The organism is Streptomyces sp. ATCC 21386, assembly GCF_018728545.1.
GTDB lineage: Bacteria > Actinomycetota > Actinomycetes > Streptomycetales > Streptomycetaceae > Streptomyces.
Window position 1 is genome coordinate 1,384,629 of record NZ_JAAVVL010000001.1, and the last position, 13,273, is coordinate 1,397,901.

At 69.5% G+C, this 13,273-nt stretch carries 14 protein-coding genes; 11 read left to right on the plus strand and 3 right to left on the minus strand.

The genetic code is table 11. The features are described 5' to 3' along the window. The first annotated feature begins 140 nt into the window (after nt 1-140). Nucleotides 141-278: a hypothetical protein gene (locus GWK25_RS06065; protein ID WP_215448832.1), complete on the plus strand. Its 138-nt coding sequence runs from the start codon at nt 141-143 to the stop codon at nt 276-278. A 349-nt stretch (nt 279-627) separates the two neighbouring features. Then, nucleotides 628-990 (plus strand): VOC family protein, encoded by a 363-nt coding sequence (locus GWK25_RS06070; protein WP_215457230.1) that lies wholly within the window; start codon nt 628-630, stop codon nt 988-990. A gap of 26 nt (nt 991-1,016) precedes the next feature. Here GWK25_RS06070 and GWK25_RS06075 read toward each other — a convergent pair whose 3' ends face one another. After that, nucleotides 1,017-1,601, minus strand: a complete 585-nt coding sequence (locus tag GWK25_RS06075; RefSeq protein WP_215448833.1) for a Uma2 family endonuclease — start codon at nt 1,599-1,601, stop codon at nt 1,017-1,019. Nucleotides 1,602-1,663: 62 nt separating this feature from the next. After that, nucleotides 1,664-2,089 carry an ATP-binding protein gene (locus GWK25_RS06080; protein ID WP_215448834.1) on the minus strand — a complete coding sequence of 142 codons (426 nt, stop codon included), beginning with the start codon at nt 2,087-2,089 and terminating at the stop codon, nt 1,664-1,666. Between the two features lie 131 nt (nt 2,090-2,220). Between GWK25_RS06080 and GWK25_RS06085 the strand changes: the two genes are divergently transcribed. From GWK25_RS06085 to GWK25_RS06115, 7 genes are all read left to right on the plus strand, one after another. Next, complete coding sequence (locus GWK25_RS06085; RefSeq protein WP_215448835.1) at nt 2,221-3,105, plus strand: helix-turn-helix transcriptional regulator; 885 nt, start codon at nt 2,221-2,223, stop codon at nt 3,103-3,105. A gap of 27 nt (nt 3,106-3,132) precedes the next feature. Further along, nucleotides 3,133-3,342, plus strand: a complete 210-nt coding sequence (locus GWK25_RS06090) for a DUF397 domain-containing protein (protein ID WP_215448836.1) — start codon at nt 3,133-3,135, stop codon at nt 3,340-3,342. Nucleotides 3,343-3,761: 419 nt separating this feature from the next. Continuing rightward, nucleotides 3,762-5,408, plus strand: a complete 1,647-nt coding sequence (locus GWK25_RS06095) for an ABC transporter substrate-binding protein (RefSeq protein WP_215448837.1) — start codon at nt 3,762-3,764, stop codon at nt 5,406-5,408. A gap of 6 nt (nt 5,409-5,414) precedes the next feature. Then, on the plus strand, nt 5,415-6,338 hold the full coding sequence (locus tag GWK25_RS06100) for an ABC transporter permease (protein WP_184899092.1): 924 nt from the start codon (nt 5,415-5,417) through the stop codon (nt 6,336-6,338). Continuing rightward, a complete protein-coding gene (locus GWK25_RS06105) occupies nt 6,331-7,344 on the plus strand; it encodes an ABC transporter permease (protein WP_215448838.1) in 1,014 nt (337 codons plus the stop codon). The genes GWK25_RS06100 and GWK25_RS06105 overlap by 8 nt, the downstream gene beginning before the upstream one ends. Nucleotides 7,345-7,353: 9 nt before the next feature. After that, nucleotides 7,354-8,364, plus strand: a complete 1,011-nt coding sequence (locus tag GWK25_RS06110) for an ABC transporter ATP-binding protein (RefSeq protein ID WP_215448839.1) — start codon at nt 7,354-7,356, stop codon at nt 8,362-8,364. After that, complete coding sequence (locus GWK25_RS06115; RefSeq protein ID WP_215448840.1) at nt 8,330-9,406, plus strand: ABC transporter ATP-binding protein; 1,077 nt, start codon at nt 8,330-8,332, stop codon at nt 9,404-9,406. Before GWK25_RS06110 ends, GWK25_RS06115 begins: the two co-directional genes overlap by 35 nt. A 166-nt stretch (nt 9,407-9,572) precedes the next feature. On the opposite strand, the gene GWK25_RS06120 is transcribed toward GWK25_RS06115, so the two are convergent. Then, nucleotides 9,573-11,690 (minus strand): S9 family peptidase, encoded by a 2,118-nt coding sequence (locus GWK25_RS06120; RefSeq protein ID WP_215448841.1) that lies wholly within the window; start codon nt 11,688-11,690, stop codon nt 9,573-9,575. A gap of 224 nt (nt 11,691-11,914) precedes the next feature. On the opposite strand from GWK25_RS06120, the gene GWK25_RS06125 reads away from it, so the two are divergent. Further along, complete coding sequence (locus tag GWK25_RS06125; RefSeq protein ID WP_005480627.1) at nt 11,915-12,109, plus strand: hypothetical protein; 195 nt, start codon at nt 11,915-11,917, stop codon at nt 12,107-12,109. A 125-nt stretch (nt 12,110-12,234) separates the two neighbouring features. Then, nucleotides 12,235-13,242 (plus strand): N-acetyl-1-D-myo-inositol-2-amino-2-deoxy-alpha-D-glucopyranoside deacetylase, encoded by a 1,008-nt coding sequence (mshB, locus tag GWK25_RS06130; RefSeq protein ID WP_215448842.1) that lies wholly within the window; start codon nt 12,235-12,237, stop codon nt 13,240-13,242. Nucleotides 13,243-13,273 lie beyond the last annotated feature (31 nt).

Here is a 13,273-nt window from a genome sequence, read left to right on the forward strand (position 1 = left end):
CGGCGCGCTGCTCGACACCGTGGTGCGCACGGCAGGGTGTGGCCGACCTGAGCGCGGGAGAGGGACTGGACCTCGAGGCTGTGTGGTGGGTCACGCAGGGGCGGCGACGGGCCGACATCTGAGGATGCCGGTCCCGGAGCGTGACCCGGTCGGCGAACACCGCGCTGGACCGGCTGATGGCCGCCGAGAAGCCCGGCTTCCGGGCCGTCGAAGGGGCCGCCGGGCCCTTCGTCACCTCCAGCCACGCCGAACCGACCGTCGCCCGAGGGGTACTTTGAGCGCCGCCGCGCGTCTGGGTGTCGATCCGCGTCGGTGCGTGGTCGTCGAGGACGCGTCGGCGAGCGTCGCGGCGAGGCTCGCGGCCGGCTGCGCGGTGTACGCGGTGATGTCCACGTACCGAGCCAGGGAACTCCTCGACGTGCACAGGTGTTTGGGGTCGCGGAGGGAGGCGGCGGAGGCTGTGCGTGCGGGCCGTGGGCGGAGCGGCCCGCCTCTGGTAGGAAACCTGTGACGGGTGACGGCCGGTGGCGAGTCCCTGGTCGCGCGTCACGGACGTCCCATCTCCACCTGCCTCCCAACCGCACACCCCCTCACGACGGAGACCCAGTTGAGCCTTACGCCCCCGCCATCCACAGCCTCACCTTCGACTGCACCGGCGACCCCTACTACGTCGCCCTCTTCTGGAGCGAGTTGCTCGGGCGGCCGTTGGTCGAGGATGACAAACCCGGTGACCCGGAGGCCCTGGTCGCGGATCCGGACGGAGGGCCGAGGCTGCTGTTCGTGCGGGTGCGCGAGACGAAGGCGGTCAAGAACCGGATCCACTTCGACCTCAGGCCCCGAGGCCGCAGCCGTGCCGAGGAGGTTGAGCGGGCCGTCGCGCTGGGCGCCCGCGTGATCGCCGACCACACCCGCCCCGATGGCGGCGGCTGGGTCCTCATGGCCGACCCCGAGGGCAACGAATTCTGCGTGGAGCGGGGCGAGTCGGGCTGATCCGCGCCCTCGGTGCGGGCCGTCCGTCAGGTTGAGCTGTCGCCCGCCCGGCCGTAACGGCGGAACGCGGCGGTCTCCACCGTCCAGGCGCCGAACGGCACCTTGTCGCCGAAGATGTACGGATCCTTGCGGGAGTACCGGCCCGCGCACGGGTCGGAATGCACCTCGATTGTGCCCGTGCGAGGGTCGACGATCATGTAGTGGGCGATTCCCATGGCGGGGTACTCGGTGAGCTTCTGGCCGTAGTCGTTGTCCGGGTTGGACGGTGAGACGATCTCGATGACGGCCAGCACCTGGGAGGCGTCGACGGCGAGACCTTCCTCGTCGAGTACGTCCTCGGGAATGACGATGGCATCCGGGCGCCGCATGCGGCCGAGCGCCGGGTGCTCGATCTCGGGGCCGTTCGCGCAGATGTAGCCGGGGTGTGAGGTGAGGAGTTGCTCGTCGAGTTGCTTACAGATGCGACGGACCGTGCCCTCGTGGCGCTTCGACGGGCACATCATGGCCAGTATCGGACCTGACGGGCCGATCTCGACGCGCCATGCTCCCTCAAGCTGCTCAGCGTGAGTCCCCAGTTCCTCCGCGATCGCGCGCATCTTGGCGTACTCCATGTCCCGAGAGTATCGAGCGGGCGTATGCGGCGCCTCCTGCCCGATCCTTTCCTCGGGCCCCCTCACGCCTCCCCCTTCGGCATCACGCTGAACCACACAGCCTTACCGTACGGGTCCTCCCGTACGCCCCACTCGTCCGCACACGCGTCGACGATCCCGAGTCCGCGCCCGGACTCGGCGTCGTCGCTCGGCCGCGGGGCCTCGCTTGAAGCGGGGGTTCCGGGCCCGTGGTCCCAGACCGAGACGGTGAGGGTCTCGGGGGTGCGTTCAACGTTCACGTAGGCGTCGGTGGGGGAGTGGCGGTACGCGTTGGTGACCAACTCGGAGGCGAGGAGTTCGACCGTGTCGGCCAGGCACCCGAGGCGGGTCGCGCGCAGCAGCGCGCGGAGGGCGGCTCTGACGACGGAGGCGGCACGCGGGTCGTGGGGGATGAGGAAGCCGTACGACCAGTGGGAATCGGGGAGTTCAGCGGTTTCGGGCGTGCGCATGTGGCAGCCTCCCATTGTGTGCCTGATGTGACTGAAGCCACACGTAAGGTAGCGATTATGGTTGCTATCTCTCAACCACTTCACGAAAGGGTGGTTGCTGGTTACTTCGCGGCAGAGACGAGGAGGGTGAATTGGGGCTCAGGGTCAACCCCACGTACCGACAGCGGAGGTTCGGATCGGAGGTTCGCGGAATCCGCGAGCGCGCCGGTTTCACGACCGCGCGTGCGGCCGAAGCGATGGGGATGAACGCCTCTCATGTCAGTACGGTCGAGGCGGGGAGGACGAGCTTGTCCGCCGAGAGGCTGCGCCGTCTCGCTGCAGCATCTGGTAGCGAAGACTCAACCTATGTGGAGGCCCTCGTAGGACTGGGGCAGGCATCGGGCAAGGGCTGGTGGACCGAGTACCGGGACCGGGTGCGCCCATCGCTGCTGGACCTGGCGGAGCTGGAAGACGTCGCCGTCGACATCATCTGTTACGAGCCGATGTTTGTGCCGGGGCTGCTGCAGACCAAGGCGTATGCTCACGCGATCCATCACGAGGGCTACGCGGACGCGACGCCTCAAGAGCACGACCTGGCCGTCGAATTCAGGATGCGACGCCAGGCTGTACTCGCGGGCGAGCGTCCACCGCGTCTCCACGCCGTCGTACACGAAGCGGCGTTGCATGCCTCGTTGGGTGACCCCCGCATCATGCGGGAACAGTTGCAGCGGCTGATCGAGGCCTCGCGTCTGCCGCATGTGACGGTGCAGATCCTCCCGTTCGACGGTCCGGTGCCCTTCGGGTCCTCGGTCACTCTCGTGGAGCCCGTTGTCCGTCCGCTCGGTACGGTGATCGTCGCGCACATCGAGAAGTCGCTGTACCTGGGCGATGGCGAGGCCATTGCCTGGTACACGGACCTCTTCGCTAGGCTGCGGGAAGCGGCGCTCCCTCCGGTGGACGCGGGCGTACCACCTGAGGGGCATGCGGCGAAGGACTCGCTGGGGTTGATCCAGCGGCTCCTGTATCCCCTGCTCTAGGGAGCACCCGGCCTCAGGAAGGCGCGCATGACCCAGCTCAGGTGGCAAAAGTCCAGCTACAGCGAGGGTGGCGCCGATACCTGCGTCGAAATAGCCGCCCCCATAACCAGCCGCCCCCACCTCCGTGAAAGCGCCACCCCCGAGACCGTCATAACCACCACACCTGCGGCCCTGCGCGCCTTCCTCGGCGGAGTCAAGGGCGGGGCCCTCGCCCGGGCCTCGCGTCGCACGGGCTGAAGCGGCCGGGCCGTCCCACGCCCCAACGGCGGCTCCCTGGGGGCGCGGCCCCACCCGTCGCCAAGTAGGCGCTCAGTCCCAGGGCGCGAGCACTGAACCCCATGTCGGGGCCGGTCCGAGTGGGACTCTGCGGACACTCGCGGCCAGACCCCTCCTCGGCCAGGGCAGGGGCCGGCAGTTGGGCGTGCAGACGTGGCCGCCCCCGCCCCCGCCCCAGCCCCCGACCGCGCCCCCGCCGTGCCCTCACCCCCGCCGCGCCGCGCCAGAGGTGGTGAGTGCGTGCATCCGGAGGGATGCGTTCCCCCGGACGGGCCGAGTGGCGTGCGCCATGGGTGATACCGGTCGATATTGACCGGTATCGGAACAGCGCACCCGCGCTGGCGCCAAGCGCGCACCCGCGCACTCACGAGGAGGCACCCATGCGTGGAGCCACGCACGCCCGATGGATCGCCGGCGCGGCGGCCGTGGCCCTCGCCGCGACCGCCTGTGGTGGCGGGGGCGACGACGGCGACGGCGGCAGCGGCAGCGGTGACGCCGGCGCGGTGCTCAGCTCCTCCTGGGGCGACCCGCAGAACCCGCTGGAGCCGGCCAACACCAACGAGGTGCAGGGCGGCAAGGTGCTGGACATGATCTTCCGCGGGTTGAAGCGGTACGACGCCAAGACCGGCGAGGCCAAGGACATGCTCGCCGAGAAGATCGAGACGACCGACTCGCAGAACTTCACCATCACCGTCAAGGACGGCTGGACCTTCCAGAACGGCGAGAAGGTCACCGCCAAGTCCTTCGTGGACGCCTGGAACTACGGGGCGAGCCTGAAGAACAACCAGAAGAACGCGTACTTCTTCGAGTACATCGAGGGCTACGACAAGACGCACCCCGACGACGGCAGCAAGCAGACCGCCGACACGCTCTCCGGGCTGAAGGTCACCGGCGAGAACACCTTCACCGTCAAGCTCACCCAGAAGTTCTCGACCTTCCCCGACACCCTCGGCTACAACGCGTACGCCCCGCTGCCGCAGTCGTTCTTCACCGACCACGACGCCTGGCTGGCCAAGCCCGTCGGCAACGGTCCGTACGCCGTCGACTCCTACACCAAGGGCTCCCAGCTGTCGGTGCGGAAGTGGGACGACTACCCGGGCGAGGACAAGGCGCAGAACGGCGGCGTGGACCTCAAGGTCTACACCGACAACAACACCGCCTACACCGACCTGATGGCCGGCAACCTCGATCTCGTCGACGACGTCCCCGCCGCCCAGCTGAAGAACGTCCAGGCCGACCTCGGCGACCGGTACATCAACACCCCGGCCGGCATCATCCAGACCCTGTCCTTCCCGTTCTACGACGAGCAGTGGAACAAAAAGGGCTCGGAGAAGGTCCGCGAGGGGCTGTCCCGGGCGATCGACCGCGAGCAGATCACCGACACCATCTTCCAGAAGACCCGCACCCCCGCCACCGACTGGACCTCACCCGTCCTCGGCGAGGAGGGCGGCTACAAGGAGGGCCTGTGCGGTGACGCCTGCGAGTACGACGCGGACGCGGCCAAGAAGCTGATCCAGGAGGGCGGCGGGCTCCCCGGCGGCCAGGTCAAGATCACGTACAACGCGGACACCGGCTCCCACAAGCAGTGGGTCGACGCCGTCTGCAACTCCATCAACAACGCCCTCGACAACGACAAGGCGTGCGTCGGCAACCCGGTCGGCACCTTCGCCGACTACCGCAACCAGATCACCCAGCGGAAGATGAGCGGTCCGTTCCGGGCCGGCTGGCAGATGGACTACCCGCTCATCCAGAACTTCCTGCAGCCGCTGTACTACACCAACGCCTCCTCCAACGACGGCAAGTGGACCAACGCGGAGTTCGACAAGCTGGTGGACGAGGCCAACGCCGAGTCGGACACGGCGAAGGCGGTGGAGACGTTCCAGAAGGCCGAGGAGGTCGTCCGGGACAACATGGCCGCGATCCCGCTCTGGTACCAGAACGGCAGCGCGGGCTACTCGGAGCGGCTCTCCGACGTCGCCCTGAACCCGTTCAGCGTGCCGGTGTACGACCAGATCAAGGTCAGCTGACCTCCCGTGGGACGGTACGTCGCCCGGCGCCTGCTGCAGATGATCCCGGTCTTCGTGGGCGCCACCCTCCTGATCTTCCTGATGGTGAACGTGATGGGCGACCCCATCGCGGGCCTCTGCGGCGACCGGGAGTGCGATCCGGCGACGGCCGCCCAGCTCAGACGGGAGTTCGGCCTCGACAAGCCCGTGGGGCAGCAGTACCTGACCTACATGGGCAACGTCTTCACCGGCGACTTCGGCACCGCGTTCAACGGGCAGGAGGTCACGGAGCTGATGGCCTCCGCCTTCCCCGTCACCATCCGGCTGACGATCGTCGCGATCCTGTTCGAGATCGTCATCGGCATCACCCTCGGTGTCGTCACCGGCCTGCGGCGCGGGCGGCCCGTCGACACCGGGGCGCTGGTGGTCACCCTGGTCGTCATCTCCGTCCCCACCTTCGTCACCGGTCTGCTGCTCCAACTGCTGCTGGGCGTCGAGTGGGGCTGGATCCGCCCGTCCGTCTCCTCCGAGGCGCCCTTCGACGAGCTGATCGTCCCCGGGCTCGTCCTCGCCTCCGTCTCCCTCGCGTACGTCACCCGCCTGACCCGGACGTCCATCGCCGAGAACGCCCGCGCCGACTACGTCCGCACCGCCGTCGCCAAGGGGCTGCCCCGGCACCGGGTGATCCGCAAGCACCTGCTGCGGAACTCCCTGATCCCCGTGGTCACCTTCATCGGCACCGACATCGGCGCGCTGATGGGCGGAGCCATCGTCACCGAGCGGATCTTCAACATCCACGGCGTCGGATACCAGCTCTACCAGGGCATCCTGCGCCAGAACACCCAGACCGTCGTCGGCTTCGTGACCGTCCTGGTCCTGGTGTTCCTCATCGCCAACCTGCTCGTCGACCTCCTCTACGCCGTACTCGACCCGAGGATCCGCTATGCCTGAGCCGCATCCGGAGGAGCCGCACGTCTCGGGCGGCCAGCGCGTCCCCGAGGGCGGGGCGATCGCCGCGACGGGTCAGGACGGCACCATGGACCTGGCCACCACCGAGGGGGAGACCTTGGAGAAGCGGCTCGGCAACGCCGACGCGGGCGGCCCGGCCGACAAGGCCCGCAGCCTCTGGTCCGACGCCTGGCGCGACCTGCGGCGCAACCCCGTCTTCATCATCTCGGCCCTGGTGATCCTCTTCCTGGTCGTCATCTCTCTCTGGCCGTCGCTGATCGCCTCCGGCAACCCCCTCAAGTGCGACCTCGCCAAGGCCCAGGAGGGCGCGCAACCCGGTCACCCGTTCGGGTACGACGGCCAGGGCTGCGACGTCTACACCCGTACCGTCTACGGCGCGCGGGTCTCCATCGCCGTCGGCGTCTGTGCCACGCTCGGCGTCGCGATCCTCGGGTCGGTGCTCGGCGGGCTCGCCGGGTTCTTCGGGGGCTTCCCGGACTCGATCCTGTCCCGGATCACCGACGTCTTCTTCGCGATCCCGGTGGTCCTCGGCGGTCTGGTGCTGCTCTCCGTGGTCACCAGCAACAGCATCTGGCCCGTGATCGGCTTCATGGTGCTGCTGGGCTGGCCGCAGATCTCCCGCATCGCCCGCGGCTCGGTCATCACCGCCAAACAGAACGACTACGTGCAGGCCGCCCGCGCCCTCGGTGCCTCCAACTCCCGCATGCTGCTGCGCCACATCACACCGAACGCGGTCGCCCCGGTCATCGTCGTGGCCACCATCGCCCTCGGCACGTACATTGCCCTGGAGGCGACCCTGTCGTACCTGGGCGTGGGCCTGAAACCGCCGAGCGTCTCCTGGGGCATCGACATCTCCGCCGCCTCCCCCTACATCCGCAACGCCCCGCATGCCCTGCTGTGGCCCTCCGGCGCCCTGGCGATCACCGTCCTCGCGTTCATCATGCTGGGCGACGCCGTACGCGACGCCCTCGACCCGAAGTTGAGGTGAGGTGCCGCCATGCTGCTCGAAGTGCGTGATCTGCACGTGGAGTTCCGCACCCGGGACGGGGTCGCCAAGGCCGTCAACGGGGTCGACTACGGCGTGGACGAGGGGCAGACCCTGGCCGTGCTGGGGGAGTCGGGCTCGGGGAAGTCGGTCACCGCGCAGGCGATCATGGGCATCCTCGACATGCCGCCCGGCAGGATCACCGGCGGCGAGATCCTCTTCAAGGGCCGGGACCTGCTGAAGCTCAAGGAGGACGAGCGCCGCAAGGTCCGGGGCGCCGAGATGGCGATGATCTTCCAGGACGCCCTGTCCTCCCTCAACCCCGTCCTCTCCGTCGGCGACCAGCTCGGCGAGATGTTCGTCGTGCACCGGGGCATGTCGAAGAAGGACGCCCGCGCCAAGGCCGTCGAGCTGATGGACCGGGTCCGCATCCCGGCCGCCAAGGAGCGCGTACGGGACTATCCGCACCAGTTCTCCGGCGGCATGCGCCAGCGCATCATGATCGCGATGGCGCTGGCCCTCGAACCCGCGCTGATCATCGCCGACGAACCGACGACCGCCCTGGACGTCACCGTCCAGGCCCAGGTCATGGACCTCCTCGCCGAACTCCGGCGGGAGCTGGACATGGGCCTGATCCTCATCACCCACGACCTCGGCGTCGTCGCGGACGTCGCCGACCGCATCGCCGTGATGTACGCGGGCCGGATCGTGGAGTCCGCGCCCGTCCACGACATCTACAAGGCCCCGGCCCACCCGTACACGCGCGGCCTGCTCGACTCGATCCCGCGCCTGGACCAGAAGGGCCAGGAGCTCTACGCCATCAAGGGCCTGCCGCCCAACCTCATGGACATCCCGCCCGGGTGCGCCTTCAACCCCCGCTGCCCGATGGCCCGCGACGTGTGCCGGACCGACGTACCCCCGCTGTACGACGTGGAGCCTGCGGACGGGATCCGGCTGAGCGCCTGCCACTTCTGGAGGGAGTGCCTCGATGACCACGACATCCACGACCGCCCCGCCGGCTGAGCCGATCCTGGAGGTCAGCGGCCTGGTCAAGCACTACCCGCTCACCGAGGGCATCCTCTTCAAGAAGCAGGTCGGCGCCGTGAAGGCGGTCGACGGCGTCGACTTCGCCCTCGGCCGGGGCGAGACCCTCGGCATCGTCGGCGAGTCCGGCTGCGGCAAGTCCACGGTCGCCAAGATGCTGGTCCACCTGGAGCGGCCGACCGCCGGGGCGATCCGCTACAAGGGCGAGGACATCACCAAGCTCTCCGGCCGGGCGCTCAAGACCGTCCGCCGCAACATCCAGATGGTCTTCCAGGACCCGTACACCTCCCTCAACCCCCGGATGACCGTGGGCGACATCATCGGGGAGCCGTACGACATCCACCCCGAGGTCGCGCCGAAGGGCGACCGCCGGCGCCGGGTGCAGGAGCTCCTCGACGTGGTCGGCCTCAACCCCGAGTACATCAACCGCTATCCGCACCAGTTCTCCGGCGGCCAGCGCCAGCGCATCGGCATCGCCCGGGGGCTGGCGCTGCGCCCCGAGATCATCGTCGCCGACGAGCCCGTCTCCGCCCTGGACGTCTCCGTCCAGGCCCAGGTCATCAACCTGCTGGACCGTCTCCAGGGCGAGTTCGGACTGAGTTACGTCTTCATCGCCCACGACCTGTCGATCGTGCGGCACATCTCCGACCGGGTCGGGGTGATGTACCTGGGGCGGATCGTGGAGATCGGCCGGGACGCCGAGATCTACGACCACCCGACGCATCCCTACACGCAGGCGCTGCTGTCCGCCGTGCCCGTCCCCGACCCCGAGGCCCGCGAGCACCGGGAACGGATCATCCTCTTCGGTGACGTGCCCTCCCCGACGAACATCCCGTCCGGATGCCGCTTCCGCACGCGGTGCTGGAAGGCCCAGGAGCGCTGTGCGCTGGAGGTGCCGCTGCTGGCGGTCCCCGCGGAGTTCCGGCTCACCACCGGCCCGGCCGCCCATGACTCGGCCTGCCATTTCGCGGAGGAGAAGCGTGTCGTACCGCCGGACGATCATGTGGATGGGGCGGAATAGGCGTACAAATGCGCACCAACCGCGTTAACACGCAGGCAACTTGACTGTCGTCGTTCCGATATACGGACGCGCGAATCTAAAACGCGTACGGCCGTGCGGGTGCCGTAAACGGGCCGGGGCTCGCCATGTAGCCCCGGCCCGTTGCCGTGCCCGACTCCGCTACCGCCTAGACGAGCCCCAGCGAACGCTTCAGGAAGTCGACCTGGAGCAACAGCAGGTTCTCGGCGACCTGTTCCTGCGGGGTCATGTGGGTGACGCCGGAGAGCGGCAGCACCTCGTGCGGGCGGCCGGCGGCGAGCAGCGCGGAGGACAGCCGCAGCGCGTGGGCGAAGACCACGTTGTCGTCGGCGGTGCCGTGCACGACCATCAGCGGGCGGTGCGGCTCGGCGGGCGAGGACAGACCCTCGTCCGTGATCAGGGAACTTCTCGCGTACGCCGCCGCGTTCTTGGCGGGATCGCCCAGGTACCGCTCGGTGTAGTGCGTGTCGTAGAGCCGCCAGTCGGTGACCGGGGCGCCCGCGATGCCGGCGTGGAAGACGTCCGGGCGACGCAGCACCGCGAGGGCCGCGAGCCAGCCGCCGTACGACCAGCCGCGGATCGCGACCCGGGAGAGGTCCAGCGGGTGGGACTTCGCCAGGTCGTGCAGCGCCTCCACCTGGTCGTCCAGGGAGAGGGTGAAGTCGCCGTCGATCTCCTTCTCCCAGGCGGGGGAGCGGCCGGGGGTCCCGCGTCCGTCGGCGACCACCACCGCGAAACCCTGGTCGGCGAACCACTGCGAGGTGAGGTGCGCGTTGTGTGCGGCGAGCACCCGGGGGCCGTGCGGACCGCCGTAGGGGTCCATGAGGACCGGTAGGGGTGTGACCCCGTCGTAGTCGCTCGGCATAAGCAGGGCGCACGGTACGCGGCGTGCGCCCCCCTGTGTGAACTGCACGCGCGGTGACATACCGGGATCTTCGGCATAAGACTCCACGGTCGCCACCGGCGTGCCGTCCCGCAGCACCTGCGCCCGGGCTCCGGCCCGCCCCGGAACGGCCGAGACGAGCACGGTCACGCCCCCGGCGCGCACCGCCGAGTGCACGCCGGGCTCCTGTGAGACGCGCTCCACGCCCAGCTCGTTCACGCGGTAGACGTGGATCTCGCCGATCTCCGGGTCCGCGGCCGCCTCACCCGCCGAGGCGGAGACCAGCACATCGGCGTCCGCGACGTCGAGCACCGCGCGGACCTGCAACTGCGGCCCCGTCAAAGGGCGTTCACCGACCGCGAGCACCCGCGCGCCGCCCTCGTCCGCGACACGCACGAGCCGGCCCGACGGACTCCACGCCGGCGCCCCGGGGAAAAGATCAAGCCAATGTGGATCTTCGTCGGCGTGCACCATCCGGGTCGCCCCCGTGTCCGGGTCCACGGCCAGGAACAGCTGGCTGCGCTGGTCCCGCGCCTGCACCAGGATCAGCGGCGCACCCGCCGCTGACCAGTGCACATGCGCCAGATAGGGGTAACGCGCCCGGTCCCACACGACCTCCGTGCGGGCCCCGGCGAGGTCGATCACGAAGAGCCGCACCTCCGCGTTGGCGGTCCCGGCCGCCGGGTACGCCACCTGCTGCGGGTCTTTTTCCGGCTGCGCGGGGTCCGAGATCCACCAGCGGCGCACCGGCGTGTCGTCCACACGCGCCACCAGCAGCCGGTCCGACTCCGGCGACCACCAGAAACCGCGTGAACGGCCCATCTCCTCGGCCGCGATGAACTCCGCCAGACCGTGAGTGACGTTCCCCGCCGCCTCCTCGGTGAGCGCCCGGTCCGCACCGCCCTCCGCCGCGACCACCCGCAGCGCGCCCCGGGCCACGTACGCGACGTACCGGCCGTCGGGCGAGGGGCGGGGGTCGATCACCGGCCCGGGCACGTCCAGTTCACGTGCCGTCCCGGCCCGCAGCTCGGCCACGAAAAGCCGCCCTGACAAGGCGAAAGAGGCCAACTCCACGGCCCCGTCGGTGGCGTAGGCGACGATCCCGGCGCCGCCCTCGCGCAGACGCTCACGGCGCGCGCGCTCTTCGGCGGACAACTCCTCCGAGGAGCCCGCGAGCAGCGCGCCCGGGTCGGCCGCCATGCGCTCACCACCGTCCCCGAGGTCCATCACCCACAGTTTGTTGGCCCGGTCGGTGCCGGACGAGGACCGCAGGAACACGACGCGGGAACCGTCCGGAGCGACGGAGAAAGCCCTCGGCGCGCCGAGGGAGAAACGTTGGGTCCGGGCGTGTCGGCGAGGGAAGGACTCGGGCTGGGTCGTCATGCTCCGACCATATTGGCCATGCGCCCCCTTGTGCGGCCGTGCGCCGACCGATGCGCGCGTATGGATAGTTATGATCACTACCGCTGGGTGGGTATGAACCTGCTGGCCGCTGTATGGATTTACAACTGCGTCACCCACGTCACCGGTTGACGACGCTCCCGCCGTCAGCCCTCGACAACTGCTTCGCTCCCCAGGTCCCAGGGAACTTTTGGAGGTGAGCCGCCGTGGCACTCTCGATTTCGGCGGTGGTGCTGCTGGCGATCATCGTCTTCATCCTGATCAAGAAGTCAGGGCTGAAGGCACCACACGCGATCATCTGCATCCTGCTCGGGTTCTATCTCGCCTCCTCGACCATCGCGCCGACGATCAGCGAGCTGACGACCAACATCGCGGGCATGATCGGCAGTATCAAGTTCTGACCTCCGGCCGCCGGGGGCCTCTCCCAGGGTCCGTCCCACCGGGCCCGCGACCCCCGCGGCCGACCGTTCCCGTGAATGCCCGCGCCCGGCACGGGCGCGAACCGGGGGCCTCGTAGGGTGGCCCCATGACGGATCTGCCCTCCTCCGGCCCTCGGCCGGGGGGACGCCCCTCCGGCGTCGCTCGCCGACTGCTCCTGGTGCACGCGCACCCGGACGACGAGTCGATCAACAACGGCGCGACCATGGCCAGGTACGCGGCCGAGGGCGCGCGCGTGACGCTGGTGACCTGCACCCTCGGCGAGGAGGGCGAGGTCATCCCGCCCGGCCTCGCCCACCTCGCGCCCGACCGCGACGACACCCTGGGCCCGCACCGGGTGGACGAGCTGGCCGAGGCCATGAAGAAGCTCGGCGTCACCGACCACCGCTTCCTCGGCGGCCCCGGCCGCTACCGCGACTCCGGGATGATGGGCGTCGAACAGAACGAACGCCCCGGCGCCTTCTGGTCCGCCGACGTCGACGAGGCCGCCGCCCACCTGGTCGAGGTCATCCGTGAGGTACGCCCCCAGGTCCTCGTCACCTACGACCCGAACGGCGGCTACGGCCACCCCGACCACATCCAGGCCCACCGCGTCGCCATGCGCGCCGCCGACCTGGCCCCCGACCCGGACTACCGCCCCGACCTGGGCGAGCCCTGGGAGATCGCCAAGGTCTACTGGAACCGGGTGCCGCGCGGGGTGCTCCTGGAGGGCTTCGACCGGCTCCGCCGCGATCTCGCCGAGCCCGGCCGGCTGCCGTTCGAGCGGGCCGCGAGCGTCACGGATGTGCCCGGAGTGGTGGACGACCACATCGTCACCACCGAGATCGACGGGACCGGCTTCGCGGACGCGAAGGCCGCCGCGATGCGCGCCCACGCCACGCAGATCGAGGTCGCCGAGCCGTACTTCGTGCTCTCCAACCGGCTGGCCCAGCCGCTGCTGACCACCGAGTACTACGAGTTGGTGCGGGGCGGACGCGAAGGCGGCGGCCGGGAGAGCGACTTGTTCGAGGGGATCCCCGGCATTTCACCCGAAGAGCGACAGACTTCCCCGGAACGGCAGACTTTCGGGAAACAGCAGAACGGAACGGCCCTGTGATGCGTACGCATGGGTATGACACAGCAGTGGT